The organism is Xenorhabdus poinarii G6 (genome assembly GCF_000968175.1).
In the GTDB taxonomy this organism is placed as follows: Bacteria; Pseudomonadota; Gammaproteobacteria; order Enterobacterales; family Enterobacteriaceae; genus Xenorhabdus; species Xenorhabdus poinarii.
In genome coordinates, this window is sequence record NZ_FO704551.1 from 2,362,270 (window position 1) to 2,378,784 (window position 16,515).

16 protein-coding genes are annotated in these 16,515 nt (G+C 46.0%); 15 read left to right on the forward strand and 1 reads right to left on the reverse strand.

Going from position 1 to position 16,515, the window contains the following annotated elements; genetic code table 11:
* Positions 1 to 17 precede the first annotated feature (17 nt).
* From XPG1_RS10890 to ybeD, 14 genes are all read left to right on the forward strand, one after another.
* The gene (locus XPG1_RS10890; RefSeq protein WP_045959099.1) at positions 18 to 758 is read left to right on the forward strand and encodes an amino acid ABC transporter permease; all 741 of its coding nucleotides are present in this window, start codon (positions 18 to 20) and stop codon (positions 756 to 758) included.
* A 2-nt stretch (positions 759 to 760) separates the two neighbouring features.
* Positions 761 to 1,435: a glutamate/aspartate ABC transporter permease GltK gene (gene gltK, locus XPG1_RS10895; RefSeq protein ID WP_045959100.1), complete on the forward strand. Its 675-nt coding sequence runs from the start codon at positions 761 to 763 to the stop codon at positions 1,433 to 1,435.
* A complete protein-coding gene (locus tag XPG1_RS10900; protein ID WP_045959101.1) occupies positions 1,435 to 2,160 on the forward strand; it encodes an amino acid ABC transporter ATP-binding protein in 726 nt (241 codons plus the stop codon). The genes gltK and XPG1_RS10900 overlap by 1 nt, the downstream gene beginning before the upstream one ends.
* Positions 2,161 to 2,355: 195 nt before the next feature.
* Complete coding sequence (gene leuS, locus XPG1_RS10905; protein ID WP_045959102.1) at positions 2,356 to 4,938, forward strand: leucine--tRNA ligase; 2,583 nt, start codon at positions 2,356 to 2,358, stop codon at positions 4,936 to 4,938.
* 69 nt (positions 4,939 to 5,007) lie between these two features.
* The gene (gene lptE, locus XPG1_RS10910) at positions 5,008 to 5,541 is read left to right on the forward strand and encodes an LPS assembly lipoprotein LptE (protein ID WP_173425898.1); all 534 of its coding nucleotides are present in this window, start codon (positions 5,008 to 5,010) and stop codon (positions 5,539 to 5,541) included.
* The gene (gene holA, locus XPG1_RS10915; protein ID WP_045959104.1) at positions 5,538 to 6,569 is read left to right on the forward strand and encodes a DNA polymerase III subunit delta; all 1,032 of its coding nucleotides are present in this window, start codon (positions 5,538 to 5,540) and stop codon (positions 6,567 to 6,569) included. Before lptE ends, holA begins: the two co-directional genes overlap by 4 nt.
* Positions 6,570 to 6,609: 40 nt before the next feature.
* Positions 6,610 to 7,278 carry a nicotinate-nucleotide adenylyltransferase gene (gene nadD, locus XPG1_RS10920; RefSeq protein ID WP_045960684.1) on the forward strand — a complete coding sequence of 223 codons (669 nt, stop codon included), beginning with the start codon at positions 6,610 to 6,612 and terminating at the stop codon, positions 7,276 to 7,278.
* A gap of 95 nt (positions 7,279 to 7,373) precedes the next feature.
* Positions 7,374 to 7,700, forward strand: coding sequence for a ribosome silencing factor (gene rsfS, locus XPG1_RS10925; protein WP_084717300.1), 327 nt, complete (start codon positions 7,374 to 7,376; stop codon positions 7,698 to 7,700).
* 2 nt (positions 7,701 to 7,702) lie between these two features.
* Positions 7,703 to 8,173 (forward strand): 23S rRNA (pseudouridine(1915)-N(3))-methyltransferase RlmH, encoded by a 471-nt coding sequence (gene rlmH, locus XPG1_RS10930; RefSeq protein WP_045959106.1) that lies wholly within the window; start codon positions 7,703 to 7,705, stop codon positions 8,171 to 8,173.
* A gap of 36 nt (positions 8,174 to 8,209) precedes the next feature.
* The gene (gene mrdA, locus XPG1_RS10935; RefSeq protein ID WP_231853001.1) at positions 8,210 to 10,135 is read left to right on the forward strand and encodes a peptidoglycan DD-transpeptidase MrdA; all 1,926 of its coding nucleotides are present in this window, start codon (positions 8,210 to 8,212) and stop codon (positions 10,133 to 10,135) included.
* A gap of 8 nt (positions 10,136 to 10,143) precedes the next feature.
* On the forward strand, positions 10,144 to 11,256 hold the full coding sequence (mrdB, locus tag XPG1_RS10940; RefSeq protein WP_045959107.1) for a peptidoglycan glycosyltransferase MrdB: 1,113 nt from the start codon (positions 10,144 to 10,146) through the stop codon (positions 11,254 to 11,256).
* Between the two features lie 12 nt (positions 11,257 to 11,268).
* Positions 11,269 to 12,144: an endolytic peptidoglycan transglycosylase RlpA gene (gene rlpA / locus XPG1_RS10945; RefSeq protein ID WP_045959108.1), complete on the forward strand. Its 876-nt coding sequence runs from the start codon at positions 11,269 to 11,271 to the stop codon at positions 12,142 to 12,144.
* Positions 12,145 to 12,324: 180 nt separating this feature from the next.
* Positions 12,325 to 13,533: a D-alanyl-D-alanine carboxypeptidase DacA gene (gene dacA / locus XPG1_RS10950; RefSeq protein WP_045959109.1), complete on the forward strand. Its 1,209-nt coding sequence runs from the start codon at positions 12,325 to 12,327 to the stop codon at positions 13,531 to 13,533.
* A gap of 110 nt (positions 13,534 to 13,643) precedes the next feature.
* Positions 13,644 to 13,907 (forward strand): DUF493 family protein YbeD, encoded by a 264-nt coding sequence (gene ybeD / locus XPG1_RS10955; RefSeq protein ID WP_045959110.1) that lies wholly within the window; start codon positions 13,644 to 13,646, stop codon positions 13,905 to 13,907.
* A 208-nt stretch (positions 13,908 to 14,115) separates the two neighbouring features.
* Here ybeD and XPG1_RS10960 read toward each other — a convergent pair whose 3' ends face one another.
* A complete protein-coding gene (locus XPG1_RS10960) occupies positions 14,116 to 15,576 on the reverse strand; it encodes a TrkH family potassium uptake protein (RefSeq protein ID WP_045959111.1) in 1,461 nt (486 codons plus the stop codon).
* 172 nt (positions 15,577 to 15,748) lie between these two features.
* Here XPG1_RS10960 and lipB point away from each other — a divergent pair, with 172 nt between their 5' ends.
* Positions 15,749 to 16,393, forward strand: coding sequence for a lipoyl(octanoyl) transferase LipB (lipB, locus tag XPG1_RS10965; RefSeq protein ID WP_173425899.1), 645 nt, complete (start codon positions 15,749 to 15,751; stop codon positions 16,391 to 16,393).
* The last annotated feature ends 122 nt before the right edge of the window (positions 16,394 to 16,515 follow it).

A 16,515-nucleotide genomic window follows, 5' to 3' on the forward strand; every position in this document is an offset into this window, starting at 1 on the left:
TTTCAGGGAGTGTGATTATGTCTATTAATTGGAATTGGGGCGTCTTTTTACAGGCTGCCCCTTTTGGTAATACCACCTATCTGGGGTGGCTGATTTCTGGCTTTCAGGTAACGATTGCCCTGTCCCTCTGTGCGTGGATCATTGCACTCGTTGTCGGCTCATTGTTCGGCATTCTCCGTACCGTCCCGAATAAATTGCTTTCTGGGCTTGGCGCCTGTTATGTTGAGTTATTTCGCAATGTCCCTCTGATTGTCCAATTTTTTACCTGGTATCTGGTCGCGCCCGAATTTCTGCCTAAGAATCTGGGCGATTGGTTTAAGATGGATCTGAACCCCAATATCCAATTTTTTATTTCTTCCGTCATTTGCTTAGGGCTATTTACCGCTGCCCGCGTATGCGAGCAAGTCCGGTCGGCCATCCAGTCACTCCCAAGAGGGCAAAAAGCGGCAGGGCTGGCAATGGGTTTGACCTTGCCACAAACCTACCGCTACGTATTGTTGCCAAATGCCTACCGGGTGATCATTCCGCCTATGACGTCAGAAATGCTCAATTTAGTGAAAAACTCTGCCATTGCCTCTACCATTGGGCTGGTTGATATGGCTGCTCAGGCGGGTAAATTGCTGGATTATTCTGCCCATGCTTATGAATCATTCACCGCAATCACTTTGGCTTATATGGGCATTAACTTTGTGATCATGCTTGCCATGAGCATACTGGAGAAAAAAGTACGCTTACCGGGCAATCTGGGAGGGCGCTAAATATGTATCAGTTTGATTGGAGTTCGATTATTCCAAGTTTGCCCTTTCTTCTGAATGGGTTAATGATAACCGCCCAAATTACTGTAACAGCGATTATCATCGGCATTGTCTGGGGAACTCTCCTGGCCATGATGCGTCTCTCATCCCTTAAGGTATTGCGTTGGTTTGCGACGCTGTATGTTAACCTTTTTCGCTCAGTCCCATTAGTGATGGTCTTGCTGTGGTTTTATCTGATTGTGCCTAACTTATTACAAAATGTTCTAGGTATATCACCAAAAACCGATATCCGTTTGATTTCTGCAATGGTAGCTTTTTCGCTTTTCGAAGCAGCTTACTATTCTGAAATAATTCGGGCGGGTATCCAGAGCATTTCCCGTGGTCAATCCTCTGCGGCGCTGGCATTGGGGATGACTCAGATGCAAAGTATGCGATTGGTCATCCTACCGCAAGCATTTCGAGCCATGATCCCATTGCTGCTGACACAAGGCATTGTCTTATTTCAGGATACATCTCTGGTATATGTACTGAGTCTGGCGGATTTTTTCCGTACCGCGACAAATATTGGTGAGCGCGACGGAACTCAGGTTGAAATGGTTCTGTTTGCTGGCTTTGTTTATTTTGTGATGAGTTTTGCTGCTTCTATGCTTGTTAACTATTTGAAGAAAAGGACTGTTTGATGATTTCCCTGAAAAATGTATCCAAGTGGTATGGCCAATTTCAGGTTCTTACTGATTGCTCGACTGAAGTCAAAAAAGGCGAGGTCGTCGTGGTCTGTGGGCCTTCAGGCTCCGGCAAATCCACACTGATAAAAACGGTCAATGGCCTGGAGCCAGTCCAGCAAGGTGACATTCGAGTCAACGACATAAAAGTCAATGACAAAGGCACCAATCTGGCTCAATTGCGTTCTAAAGTAGGCATGGTATTTCAACACTTTGAGCTTTTTCCGCACTTATCTATCATTGAAAACCTGACGCTGGCCCAAGTGAAGGTGTTGAAACGCGGCAAACAAGAAGCGATTGAAAAAGGGTTAACGCTTCTGAAACGGGTTGGGTTATCCAGTCATGCGAATAAATTTCCTTCACAACTGTCTGGCGGTCAACAACAACGTGTCGCCATCGCCCGCGCACTCTGTATGGACCCTATCGCAATGCTGTTTGATGAACCGACTTCCGCACTCGACCCCGAAATGATTAATGAAGTGCTGGATGTCATGGTTGAACTGGCGAAAGAAGGCATGACCATGATGGTGGTCACCCATGAAATGGGATTTGCCAGAAAGGTGGCACACCGTGTCATTTTCATGGATGAAGGTAAAATTGTCGAAGACAGTCAAAAAGAGGATTTCTTTGCCAACCCTAAATCAGAACGCGCCCGCGATTTCCTGGCGAAAATTCTGCACTGATTTTTATTTGTCGGCGGAAAGTAAAACTGCCGCCGACTTTAAATGCCGCGCAAAAAGTCAGTAATTTTCCCATTCCCCCTTAACAAGAGTTGTTGCCCCTATCCGTTATCAGCTATGCTATGGAATCTTAAATTTCATAAACAAACCGCGCGCTAAAGGCGGCGCTTTATTACTCACCATAGGATTATCGGTGCCATGCAAGAACAATATCGTCCAGAAGACATAGAACAACAAGTCCAGCTTCATTGGCAAGAAAAGCAAACGTTCAAAGTGACAGAAGACAGCAGCAAAGAAAAATACTATTGCCTGTCAATGCTACCCTATCCTTCTGGCCGACTACATATGGGCCATGTCCGTAACTACACCATTGGTGATGTCATTTCCCGCTATCAGCGCATGCTAGGCAAAAACGTTCTGCAACCGATTGGTTGGGATGCTTTTGGTCTGCCGGCAGAAGGTGCAGCAGTCAAAAATAATACGGCACCTGCACCATGGACTTACTCCAATATCGAGTACATGAAAAACCAGTTAAAAACCCTGGGTTTTGGCTATGACTGGGATCGTGAGGTCACTACCTGTACACCAGAATACTATCGTTGGGAACAGTGGTTCTTCACGCAACTGTATGAAAAAGGTTTGGTATACAAAAAAACATCCGCCGTGAACTGGTGTCCGCAGGATCAAACGGTTCTGGCGAATGAACAAGTGATTGATGGCTGCTGCTGGCGTTGTGATACTCAAGTTGAGCGTAAAGAGATCCCACAGTGGTTCATCAAAATTACCGCTTACGCAGAAGAATTGCTCAACGATCTGGATAAACTGGAAGACTGGCCTGAACAGGTCAAGATCATGCAGCGTAACTGGATTGGCCGGTCAGAAGGTGTCGAAATCACATTCAATGTTGCAGACAGCCAGGAAAAACTCACCGTTTATACCACTCGTCCAGATACCTTTATGGGGACCACCTATATTGCTGTCGCGGCAGGTCATCCTCTGGCACAGCAAGCCGCGAAAAATGATCCGAAACTGGCCGAATTCATTAACGAATGCCGCAATACCAAAGTTGCTGAAGCAGATATGGCAACCATGGAGAAAAAAGGCATGTCAACGGGTCTGTTTGCCATTCATCCATTGACCAACGAAAAGATGGCTATCTGGGTTGCCAACTTTGTTCTGATGGAATACGGCACGGGGGCGGTTATGGCTGTTCCCGCGCACGATCAACGCGATTGGGAATTTGCCACTAAGTACCATCTGCCCATGAAAGTCGTCATTCTCGACAACGATGGCAATGTATCCAATATTCAGGAAGCGGCTGCCACCGATAAAAATGCCCTGGTGCATTCCGGTGAATTCAGTGGACTGAGCCATGAAGAAGGTTTCAATGCGATTGCTGACAAACTGGTTACCATGGGAGTTGGTCAGCGTAAAGTCAATTACCGTCTGCGTGACTGGGGGGTTTCCCGTCAACGTTATTGGGGTGCCCCAATTCCAATGGCTACGTTGGAAGATGGCACTGTCGTTCCTGTTCCAGATGATCAACTACCGGTTATTTTGCCCGAAGATGTGGTGATGAATGGGATCACCAGCCCGATCAAAGCCGATCCTGAATGGGCAAAAACAACGATCAATGGCCAGCCGGCACGGTTTGAAACGGATACCTTTGATACCTTCATGGAGTCCTCATGGTATTACGCTCGCTATACCTGCCCGGATTACGATAAAGCGATGCTAGACCCGGCGGCAGCTAACTATTGGCTGCCGGTGGATCAATACATTGGTGGTATTGAACATGCGATCATGCACCTGATGTATTTCCGTTTCTTCCACAAATTGATGCGCGACGCCGGCATGGTTAACTCTGATGAACCCGCTAAACGCCTGCTGTGTCAAGGTATGGTTCTGGCCGATACCTTCTATTACACCGGCAATAGCGGTGAAAAAGTCTGGGTATCCCCCTCTGATGCGATTGTTGAGCGTGATGAGAAAGGGCGCATTGTGAAAGCCACGGATAAAGATGGTCATGAACTGGTTTATACTGGCATGAGTAAGATGTCCAAATCCAAGAACAATGGCACCGACCCACAAATCATGGTCGATAAATACGGCGCGGACACGGTTCGTCTGTTCATGATATTCGCCGCACCACCAGAACTGACACTGGAATGGCAAGAGTCTGGCGTAGAAGGAGCTAACCGCTTCCTGAAACGCGTTTGGCGTCTGGTTTACGAACACAGCAACAAAGGCGTAACCCAACCGCTGGATATCAACAACCTGACGACTGAACAAAAAGATTTGCGTCGTGATTTGCACAAAACTATCGCAAAAGTCACCGATGATATTGGTCGCCGCCAAGCGTTCAATACCGCTGTTGCAGCCATCATGGAGTTGATGAACAAACTGACTCGTGCACCACAGGAAAGTGAGCAAGATCGCGCTTTGATGCAAGAAGCGCTCACGGCTGTTGTACGTATGCTTTCACCGATCACTCCACACGCCTGCTTCGTCATGTGGAAAGCACTGGGTAATGAAAACGATATTGACACTGCGGCATGGCCACAAGCGGATGAACAGGCAATGGTAGATGATACTAAACTGGTCATTATTCAGATTAACGGTAAAGTTCGTGGTCGTATTACGGTGCCAGCAGAGGCAACAAAAGAATATGTTCAAGAAATGGCGACACAAGAATACAGTGTGACGAAATATCTTGAAGGGGTCAGTATCCGCAAGGTTATCTACGTTCCGGGTAAGTTACTGAACCTGGTTGTAGGTTAATAACAGGAGACACTATTTGTGGTAAAACGTGTGGTAAGCCGTGTGGTAGGCAATAACCTACGACATCGTATGTTCACGTTGTTGCTCGGGTTGGCGGTGCTAGCCACCGCCGGCTGCGGTTTTCATCTCCGGGGCACAACACAAGTACCAAAAGAGCTTCAGACATTGCAATTAAGTTCTAGTGACCCTTACGGGCCACTGGCGCTGGCAGTACGTCAACAATTACGTTTGAACGACGTTAAAATTGTTGAACATGGCGATGCTTCACTCCCTATCCTGAAACTTGTTGGTTCTAATACAAATAAAGAGACCGTTTCTATCTTTCAGGATGGCAAATCGGCTGAACGCCAATTGGTTCTGAACGTAGATGCACAAATCTTGATGCCGGATGGCAGTATCTATCCACTACGCGCTAAAGTTGATCGCTCTTTCTTTGATAACCCGTTAGAAGCACTGGCAAAAGATGCAGAAAATGATCTGGTTCAACAGGAAATGCGCGAACAGGCTGCCCGTCAGCTGATGCGCCAGCTGCTGACTGTGCATAGTGCTGAGCGCCATAAAGCCAAAGAAAAACAAAACGCAGCGGCTATACAGAAGCAATGATTCGACTTTATCCTGAACAACTACGCTCGCAGCTTAATGAAGGGCTGCGAGGTTGCTATCTGTTATGGGGCAACGAACCATTACTGTTGCAGGAAAGCCAGGACAGCATCCGAAAAGTCGCAGAACAACACGGATTCCTGGAGCATTTCACCTTTACATTGGATAACCATACCGATTGGGATGAAATCTTCAGTCTGTGTCAGTCACTGAGTCTGTTTGCCAGCCGCCAGTCTCTCACCCTGCTGCTACCCGAAAATGGCCCAAATACCGTCATGGCAGAACAGCTTACCAAGCTGTCGGCACTGCTGCATGCAGATATCTTACTGATATTACGTGGGCATAAACTCACCAAAGCTCAGGAAAATAGCCCGTGGTTCAAAGTGATTGGACAAAATGGGGTTTATGTCAGTTGTTTGGCACCTGAACAACATCGTCTGCCACACTGGGTAGCACAACGTGCCAAAAACATGGGGTTATTCCTGGAAGACGAGGCCAATCAACTACTGTGCTACTGCTATGAGGGAAATTTATTGGCACTGGCTCAGGCGCTTGAACGCCTCTCCTTGCTTTACCCCGACAATCAATTGACCCTGCTGCGCGTGGAAGAAGCCGTCAATGATGCCGCCCACTTCTCTCCTTATCAATGGGTTGATGCTTTGCTGGCAGGCAAAATAAAACGGGCATGGCATATACTCAAACAACTTCGACAAGAAGATACCGAGACGGTTATTCTGCTTCGTACAATCCAGAGGGAGTTGATACTGCTTCTGACGCTGAAACGCCAACATACGACACGCCCTTTGAAGGCGTTGTTTGATCAACACAAAGTCTGGCAAAATCGCCGCTCATTACTGTCAGACGCACTACAACGTCTGTCACAGCAGGAACTGCAATCTGCTATACATTTATTGACCCAGATGGAACTGCGTGTCAAACAGGATTATAGCCAATCTATTTGGGCTGACCTGGAAACGCTTTCTATGCTGTTATGTGGAAAACCATTACCAGAGAGCTTCTTAAATGATTGATTCGATTGTCCCAACCCATATTGATTCAGAAATCGATACGATGATTCCTGCAACGCCGGTGGGTTCTCCGGTTATCCAGGCACTATTTGGCGGTACCTTTGATCCCATCCATTATGGCCATTTACGTCCAGTAGAAGCATTGGCTCAATTAGTGGGACTTAAACACGTTATTTTATTGCCCAATCACGTTCCCCCACATCGCCCGCAGCCAGAGGCAAGCGCTCAACAACGGCTGGAAATGGTTCAGCTGGCTGTACAAGATAACCCGCTGTTTACCGTGGATACCCGTGAACTGCAACGAGAAACGCCCTCTTACACCGTCGAAACACTGCAATCTTTTCGTCAGGAAATCGGTGAGCAATCCCCGTTAGCATTCATCATTGGGCAAGATTCATTACAAACTATCCATACCTGGTATAAATGGGAAGCGTTGCTCGATGTCTGTCATCTGTTAGTTTGCTCCCGACCGGGTTATCAAAGCCAGCTTTCGGCTCCTGGAATGCAACAATGGCTTGAAAAACACCAAACTGACTCGACACACACATTGAGTCAAAAACCGCATGGCTATATTTATCTGGCAGCCACTCCGCTATTAAACATTTCCGCAACGGATATTCGTCACCGTCACCTGCAAGGGCTGAATTGTGATGATTTACTTCCGCTATCGATACAAAATTATATCGATTCACAGAGGCTATATAAGAAATAGCGAAATCATGCGGTTATTTGCAGCTAACTCGCTTACTTTTATAGAGATTAGCATGCTATTATTCTGCGTTATCCAACCCATTTTATGAAATAAAGGTGATCCTTTTGCAAGGCACAGAACTACAACAATTTGTTATTGACAAACTTGAAGATTCCAAAGCACAGGATATTGTTTCTATAGATGTCCGTGGAAAATCCAGTATTACTGACTGCATGATTATTTGTACCGGAACATCAAGCCGCCACTTGATGTCTGTGGCGGATAATCTGGTCGATGACTGCCGTCAAGCCGGCATCATACCGCTGGGTGTTGAAGGGCAAGGTATTTCAGATTGGATAGTCGTGGATCTCGGTGAAATCATGGTTCATGTTATGCAAGAAGACAGCCGCCGTATGTATGAACTGGAAAAACTCTGGAGTTGAGTTTGAAGTTACAACTGGTTGCTGTAGGAACAAAAATGCCGGACTGGATACAGACCGGCTTTATCGATTATTTGAACCGCTTTCCCAAAGACATGCCTTTTGAGCTAATTGAAATTCCGGCGGGGAAACGGGGGAAAAATGCTGACATCAAGCGCATTCTGGAAAAAGAAGGCGATCAGATGTTAGCCGCGGTGGGTAAAGGTAACCGTATTGTGACACTGGATATTCCAGGCTCTCGCTGGGATACCCCACAACTGGCACAACAGCTTGAACGTTGGAAGCTGGATGGCAGAAATGTCAGCCTGTTGATTGGTGGCCCCGAAGGGTTAGCGCCTGCCTGTAAAGCCGCTGCGGAACAAAGTTGGTCACTTTCGCCTTTAACCATGCCACATCCTCTTGTTCGGGTTATGGTCGCAGAGAGTCTTTATCGAGCCTGGAGCATCACGACTAACCACCCTTATCATCGGGAATAAATGAGGTAATCTGACACCGTGAATTCTGGTAATGGGATGAAGAATAAACGAACCCCTTTTCGCGATCACTCTGCTGAATCGGCCTTATTCATACGCCGCTCACTCGCGGCGTTTATCGGCATTATTATTTTAACCGGCGTCCTCATTGCCAATCTCTATAATCTCCAGATCACGCGTCACGAAGATTACCAAACCCGTTCGAATGGAAATCGCATTAAGCTCGTTCCCATCGCACCGAGCCGGGGCATCATTTATGACCGTAATGGCACGCCGCTGGCCACTAACCGCACCATTTATCAGTTAGAAATTGTGCCACAAAAAGTCACCGATCTTGATAAGACGTTAAATCAGTTACGTTCCATCGTTGAACTCACGGATGAAGATATTGAAACCTTTAAAAAAGAGCGCCAGCGTGCTCCCCGTTTCGCATCTATTCCGCTGAAAACCTCATTGACTCCGGTTCAGGTTGCCCGGTTTTCCGTCAATCAATACCGTTTTACCGGATTAGAAATCAAAGGCTATCAGCGCCGCTATTATCCTTATCACTCCGCACTCACCCATGTCATTGGCTACGTTGCCAAAATCAACGACAAGGATGTGGAACGATTAGAAAAAGACGGCATTATTTCCGACTACAAAGCCACACATGATATCGGGAAACTGGGTATTGAACGTTACTATGAATCCATTTTGCATGGCAAACCGGGTTATGAAGAAGTTGAAGTGAATAATCGGGGTAAAGTGATCCGTCGATTACATGAACAGCCCCCCCAAGCCGGAAAAGATATTTACCTGTCAATCGATTTAGAGCTGCAAACGTACATTGAAGAAATCCTGACAACCAGCCGTGCCGGAGTTGTCGTTACCGATCCCCGAACCGGGGAGGTTTTGGCTATGGTGTCTAATCCAAGCTACGATCCGAATCTGTTTGTTGATGGTATTTCAGGTAAGAACTATAAATCCCTGCTTGATGATCCAAATCGTCCCTTAATTAACCGGGCAACACAAGGCGCTTATCCACCCGCATCCACGGTTAAACCGTTTATTGCTGTTGCAGCTCTCAGTAGTGATGTCATTACCAAAAACACCACCACCAATAATCCCGGTTGGTGGGAACTGCCAGGGTCAGACAAGCGTTACCGCGACTGGAAGCGCTGGGGACATGGCAAACTGAATGTCCATAAAGCGATTGTCGAATCAGCGGATACTTTTTTCTATCAAGTCGCCTACGATATGGGTATTGACCGAATATCTGAATGGATGACTAAGTTTGGCTATGGTCAATTTACCGGCATTGACTTAAAAGAAGAAAATCCCGGCAATATGCCGACCCGTGAATGGAAACTTAAACGCTATAAAAAACCGTGGTATCAAGGGGATACAATCTCTGTTGGTATCGGTCAGGGGTATTGGACAGCAACGCCAATGCAGATGGTAAAAGCCCTGATGATCCTGATTAATGATGGCGAGGTGAAAACACCTCATTTCTTGCTGGATACCCGCACCAATGGCAAGATGCAGCCTTACCATCCTCCAGTCAGTCAACCGATTGGTGATATTCATTCCGGGTATTGGGAAATTGCCAAAGATGGCATGTATGGCGTTGCCAATGCCCCAAATGGCACAGCTCGCCGATTTTTTGCCGGTACGCCATATAAAGCAGCGGTTAAATCAGGAACGGCCCAGGTTTTCAGTTATGAAACCTACAATGCCAATAAACTTGCTGAACATCTGCGTGACCATAAGCTCATGATTGCCTTTGCACCTTATGATAACCCGACTGTAGCCATTTCCATTATTCTTGAAAATGGGGGGGCAGGGCCATCTGTCGGCGCTATCGTTCGTCAAATTTTGGATCATATTTTACTCAGGGATAACAAAAACACTGCCCCTGCCAGCACGTCGGAGACAACCGGTGTAAACCCGAGCCAAACACAAGCTATCAGGACACGAACGCATTGAATAAATCCATGACAGATTCACAAAACAAGGTTTCTTTCTGGGCCAGGCTACATATCGATATCCCTTTACTGCTGTTTATCCTGGCATTACTGGCCTACAGTCTTTTTATTATGTGGAGCGCCAGCGGGCAAGATGTTGATATGATGGAGCGTAAAGTCGGACAGGTCATCATGGGCCTCTTCGTTATGCTGATTCTGGCGCAGATCCCGCCACGCATATACGAAAACTGGGCGCCTTATCTCTATATTGGCTGTGTCATTTTGCTCATCCTTGTGGATGTTTTTGGCCAGATTAGTAAAGGGGCGCAGCGCTGGCTGGATCTGGGCTTTGTCCGTTTCCAGCCATCAGAAATTGCCAAAATCGCCGTTCCTTTGATGGTCGCGCGTTTTATCAATCGAGATCTCTGTCCACCATCGCTGAAAAACACGGGGATTGCACTGGTTTTGATTTTTGTTCCGACCCTACTGGTCGCAGCACAACCTGATTTAGGCACCTCTATTCTGGTCGCCGCTTCTGGGATATTTATCCTGTTTCTGGCCGGCATGAATTGGAAACTCATTGGCGTTGCCTTGTTACTGCTTGCCTGTTTTATTCCAATATTGTGGTTTTTCCTGATGCATGATTACCAGCGTGCCCGCGTTATGATGTTATTGGATCCAGAAAGTGATCCGTTGGGTAAAGGCTACCATATCATTCAATCCAAAATTGCCATTGGCTCAGGCGGAATATTTGGCAAAGGCTGGTTACAAGGCACTCAATCACAGTTAGAATTTCTGCCCGAGCGACATACCGACTTTATTTTCGCCGTTCTGTCTGAAGAATTAGGCTTGATTGGTGTTCTTGTTTTACTCGTGCTGTACTTACTGATCATTATGCGTGGCCTGTATATTGCTGCCAAAGCACAAAATACCTTCGGTCGGGTAATGGTTGGGGGCTTGATCCTGATTTTATTTGTCTATGTCTTTGTCAACATTGGTATGGTAAGCGGTATCCTGCCAGTGGTTGGTGTTCCCCTGCCATTGATCAGTTATGGGGGATCTGCATTAATTGTCTTAATGGCGGGGTTCGGCATTATGATGTCGATACATACGCATCGTAAGTTATTGTCCAAAAGTTTATGAGGAAGAAGTTTCATGCGTCAACAGTGGCTTACCATTGGCCTTCTGGCCGTACTGCTATCAGGCTGTAACCTAACAGGCAACAACCAGGCACCTTCTCTTCCCCCCGTTCCAACCCGCGATGTTTTGGGGGCAGAGCCTCGATATGAGCCTTACCATCCACGCGTCAACCAGGATTATCAGCGGGACGGGCAAACGTATCATATCGTGCAGGATCCTGCTAACTTTACCCAAACAGGTTATGCTAGCTGGTTTGGTGAAGAGTCCAATGGAAAACTGACGGCCATTGGGGAACAAGTCAGCCCCTATACTTTAACCGCAGCACACCCAACATTGCCTATTCCAAGTTACATTCGTGTTACCAATTTAAGTAATGGACGCATGATGATTGTCAGAGTCAATGATCGGGGGCCTTATCATCAACCAGGGAAAATCATTGAATTATCTCGTGCGGCAGCGGAACGTCTGAATTTGATGCCGCAAAGCAAAGTGAAATTAGACGGAATTCTGATTTCACCTGATGGCTCACTTTCCGGTTTAGGCACCGTCGGCTCCTCGATTATTAAGCGGAGTTTTGCTTTGCCTGACCGACCAAAAATTATGGGTATTCAACCATCTTCGCCTGCTTCCCCGCCGGAAAGTTCTGCATCATCACTCCCTGAATCAACAAACGGTTATCGGCTACAAGTGGGGGCGATAAGCGTTGAAGAAAAAGCCAAAGCGTGGCTACAGTCGTTGAGTCAGCGCTTTCATGTCCCAGGGCATATCACCCAATTTGGTCACGTCTATCGCATCCAGTTGGGACCATTCAATAACCGCCAGCAAGCGCTAGAACTACAAAAAACATTAATGGATCAAATGCAGCAATCCTCTTTTATCGTTGCGCCCTGATCCCCGAAATACGATCGTAAACCATGACATCACCGCCTGCTGATATTGACGCACTCTCCCCGTCAGCAGGCCGCTAAGATCGGCTTGTCGCTTGCGTTTTGTTTAATGTCAGCTTTTCTTGCATTTGTTATTATGTCATTTATTATCAATCCTTCTCTCACGGATGTTATCTAATCAATCATGAAATACATAGTTACTTCCCGTTTTATCAAAAACTCCGCCTTAGGCATTGCGCTGGCCGCCAGTGTCTCCACGTTCGCCAACGCAGATGATAATTTCAAAACCATGATCCCTGGGGTACCAGAACTGGATTCAGAAGCCTATATTCTGATTGATTACAATTCAGGAAAAATACTGGCGGAAAAGAATGCGGATATCCGCCGCGATCCAGCCAGTCTGACCAAAATGATGACCAGCTATGTCATTGGCCAAGCGGTTAAATCAGGAAAAATTAGTCAGAATGATATTGTGACCGTCGGTAAAGACGCCTGGGCAACCGGTAACCCGGTGTTTAAAGGTTCATCTTTAATGTTCTTAAAACCGGGTGACCAAGTTTCTGTTGCTATGCTCTCCCGTGGCATTAATCTGCAATCAGGCAACGATGCTTGTGTTGCCATGGCCGATTATGTGGCGGGCAGCCAAGATGCCTTCGTCAGCTTAATGAATCAATATGTGCAAAGTCTGGGGCTGAAAAACACTCATTTCCAGACTGTTCATGGTCTTGATGCTCACGACCAATACAGCACCGCCCATGATATGGCATTGATTGGTCAGGCACTCATCCGTGATGTGCCGGACGAATATGCTATCTACAAAGAAAAAGAGTTTACTTACAACAACATTCGCCAACCTAACCGTAATGGTTTGCTATGGGATAAGAGCCTGAATGTTGATGGTATTAAAACAGGACACACCAGCGGTGCAGGCTATAACCTTGTTGCTTCTGCTACCGAAGGGAATATGCGCCTGATTTCTGCCGTCATGGGAAGCCTCACCTTCAAGGGACGTGAAACCGATAGCAAAAAATTGCTCACATGGGGATTTCGTTTCTTCGAAACAGTTTCACCTCTGCAAGTCGGTAAAGAATTTGCCTCAGAACCCATTTGGTTCGGTGATGCCGATACCGTCCAACTGGGCGTTGACAAAAATGTTTATCTGACGATCCCCCGTGGCCGTTTGAAAGATCTGAAAGCCAGCTATGTATTGAACAATGCCGAACTGCACGCTCCGCTTGCTAAAAACCAAGTTGTCGGCACTATCAATTTCCAGCTTGATGGTAAAACCATTGAACAACGTCCATTGGTCGTCATGCAAGAAGTTAAAGAAGGTGGCTTTTTCAGCCGCATCGTTGACTATATCCGGCTGATGTTCCATCACTGGTTCGGTTAATGACTTGAAAGCCAGATATTGAGTCCTATATTCACTCAATATCGTGAGAAAATGATCACGCCACGGCAAACCAATCCTGATGCCGTGGCAATTATATTTTAGGAATGCCCATGAAAACCAAATTAAATGAACTACTTGAATTCCCCTGCTCATTCACCTACAAAGTGATGGGATTGGCTCAGCCTGAGTTGGTGGATCACGTTGTTGAAGTAGTTCAACGCCATGCACCGGGCGATTACTCCCCTGTAGTTAAGCCAAGCAGCAAAGGGAATTACCACTCAGTCTCCATCACCATTAATGCGACACACATTGAACAAGTTGAAACGCTGTATGAAGAATTGGGCGCACTGGAGCTGGTACGCGTCGTACTGTAATTCATCGCTCGAATTGATAACTCTGCTATATACACGTTCCAAATGCCATACAATTAACCTCATGTGCTGCTGTTGCTTAGACAGCAGCACATAAACCGAATGCATGGCCGGTTTAAATAACATCCCTGGCGTACCACACCATAATGAAAATGGTTATTATTATGGTGCGTGAAGGACACTGGATAAAAAAAGACGTTATCAGACGTACTTAAAAACGCCAGAATGCTTTTGAGCACAAAATAAGTATCGGGTAAATTTCCAACCTTCCCAATAACATAGCTGCACACATCATCCATTTGGCTATCGGATCAAGATCACCGAAACTTTGTGCCGTAGCGCCATACCCTATCCCCATGTTATTGATACAAGCCGCCACGGTGGCAAATGAGGTCACTAAATCATAACCGAGCAAATTCAGCGCCCAGATAAAGAAACAACTAAAAAAGATATAAAGGAAAAAAAATCCCCAGACAGAACGCAGCACCCTTTCCTGAACAACAGATTTGCCAATTTTTATTGTTGAGATAGAGTTTGGATGAATAAGTTGGGTAATTTCATTGACGCTCTGTTTTGTCAGGATCATAAAACGAAGCGCTTTGATACCACCACAAGTCGATCCCACGCAGCCACCAAAAAAACTCACTGCCAACAACAATAAGATGGTATGGGGAGGCCATTGTGCATAATCAGAGGTCGACAAACCATTATCCGTCATGACAGAACTGGTCATGAAAAAACCATGCACAAATGCGTCTTTTATGCCATACATGCCTGAACGGTATAATTCCAGCCAAGTCGTGAGAATGATCACGGTCAGTACCAGTAGAAAAAATCGCAGTTCCGCATTTTTTAACAGCGGTTTTAAGCTCCTGCGCGTCAAGGCAACAAAATAGAGTGTAAAGTTGACTGCCGACAGTATTGAAAAAATCCCCCCCACCATCTCAATCGCAGCGCTATCGTAATAACCAAGGCTTTCATTACGGGTCGAAAATCCCCCCAGGGAAACAGTTGAGATCCCGTGACAGATCGCATCAAACCACGACATACCTGCAGCCGCAAAACTGACCGAGCATAATCCGCCCAACAACAGATACACGACCCACAGACTTTTAGCACTGTCCGCAAGGCGTGGCGTCAGCCGTTCTTCTTTGAAGGGACCGGGCATTTCTGATTGATAAAGTTTGGCACCACCAATCCCCAGTAAAGGTAAGATAGCCACGGCAAGGACGATAACACCTAATCCACCGATAAAATTGAGCTGAGCACGATAATAGAGCACAGATTTGGGTAACGCTGAGACATTATTTAATACGGTGGCGCCAGTGGTCGTAATACCGGATACCCCTTCAAACACCGCATCCACCAAATTAATGTCTAAATTTTCATCAAGCACAAAAGGCAAGGCACTGAGCAATGAGAACAATAGCCAGAATAGTACAATGATAAGAAACCCATCCTGCGTACTGGGATGGGCTTTCGTTTTACGGGTAAAGTACCAACCAATGCCTCCTGTAACAAATCCAATGAGAAACGTCTCAAAAAAAGCAAAAATACTTTTTTCTTTATAAAACAAAGCCACAAAAATAGGCAGCAACATAGAGAGGCTGTAGAGGAGCACCAAAAAACTACAAAGATGCCCGACAATCAAGAGTTGGTTTTTTTTGACCATCTGTTAGCTCAAACAGAGAATAATAAGGAAAATTACCAATATATATAACCATGATAATATAAAATAAAAACATATTCGTCTAATGAACAATATTATTGCGTTAACGCACTCCCAAACTGGTGGGAATCCTCTTACGGCGTTATACTGACGGGTACTTTTTTGTTAACGAATGATGAAATTCCCATTGCAACATAACACCATTATTTTACGCCAGTTAGGTATTCAGCCCTACGAGCCGGTTTCTGATGCTATGCACCAATTCACCGAGCAGCGTACTGCGGAAACACCTGATGAAATCTGGCTTGTCCAACATGAAAGCGTATTTACACAAGGTCAGGCTGGTAAAGCCGAGCATGTACTTGCACCGGGTCATATCCCTGTTGTTCAATCGGATAGGGGGGGACAAGTCACTTATCATGGCCCTGGGCAGCAGGTCATGTATGTTTTGATTGATTTGAAACGCGCGAAAATTGGGGTTCGTCAATTAGTCACGGCAATCGAAAATACGGTGATTGAAACGCTGGCGCATTTCGGGGTAGAAGCGTATGCCCGCCCAGATGCGCCTGGGGTTTATGTTGCGGGTAATAAAATCTGTTCTCTTGGTCTGCGTATCCGAAAAGGATGCTCTTTCCACGGTCTGGCACTGAATATTGCCATGGATTTACAACCCTTTCTGCGCATAAACCCGTGTGGTTATGCTGGAATGCAAATGATCCAACTCAGTGAGTTCGTCACTGGGGTGACGATTGAAGATGTACAACCCATTCTGGTAGAAAAATTCTGTCAGATCTTGGGATTTCAACTCATCAATGAATAATGATATAATTTTTTAACATTTTTCAAAAAAATTTGAATGGATTTATTTGCCTGGATATTTTTATTATAACCATCAGGCAGTTAAGTCAAAATCTGAAGAATATAACTGGAACCAGCACGATT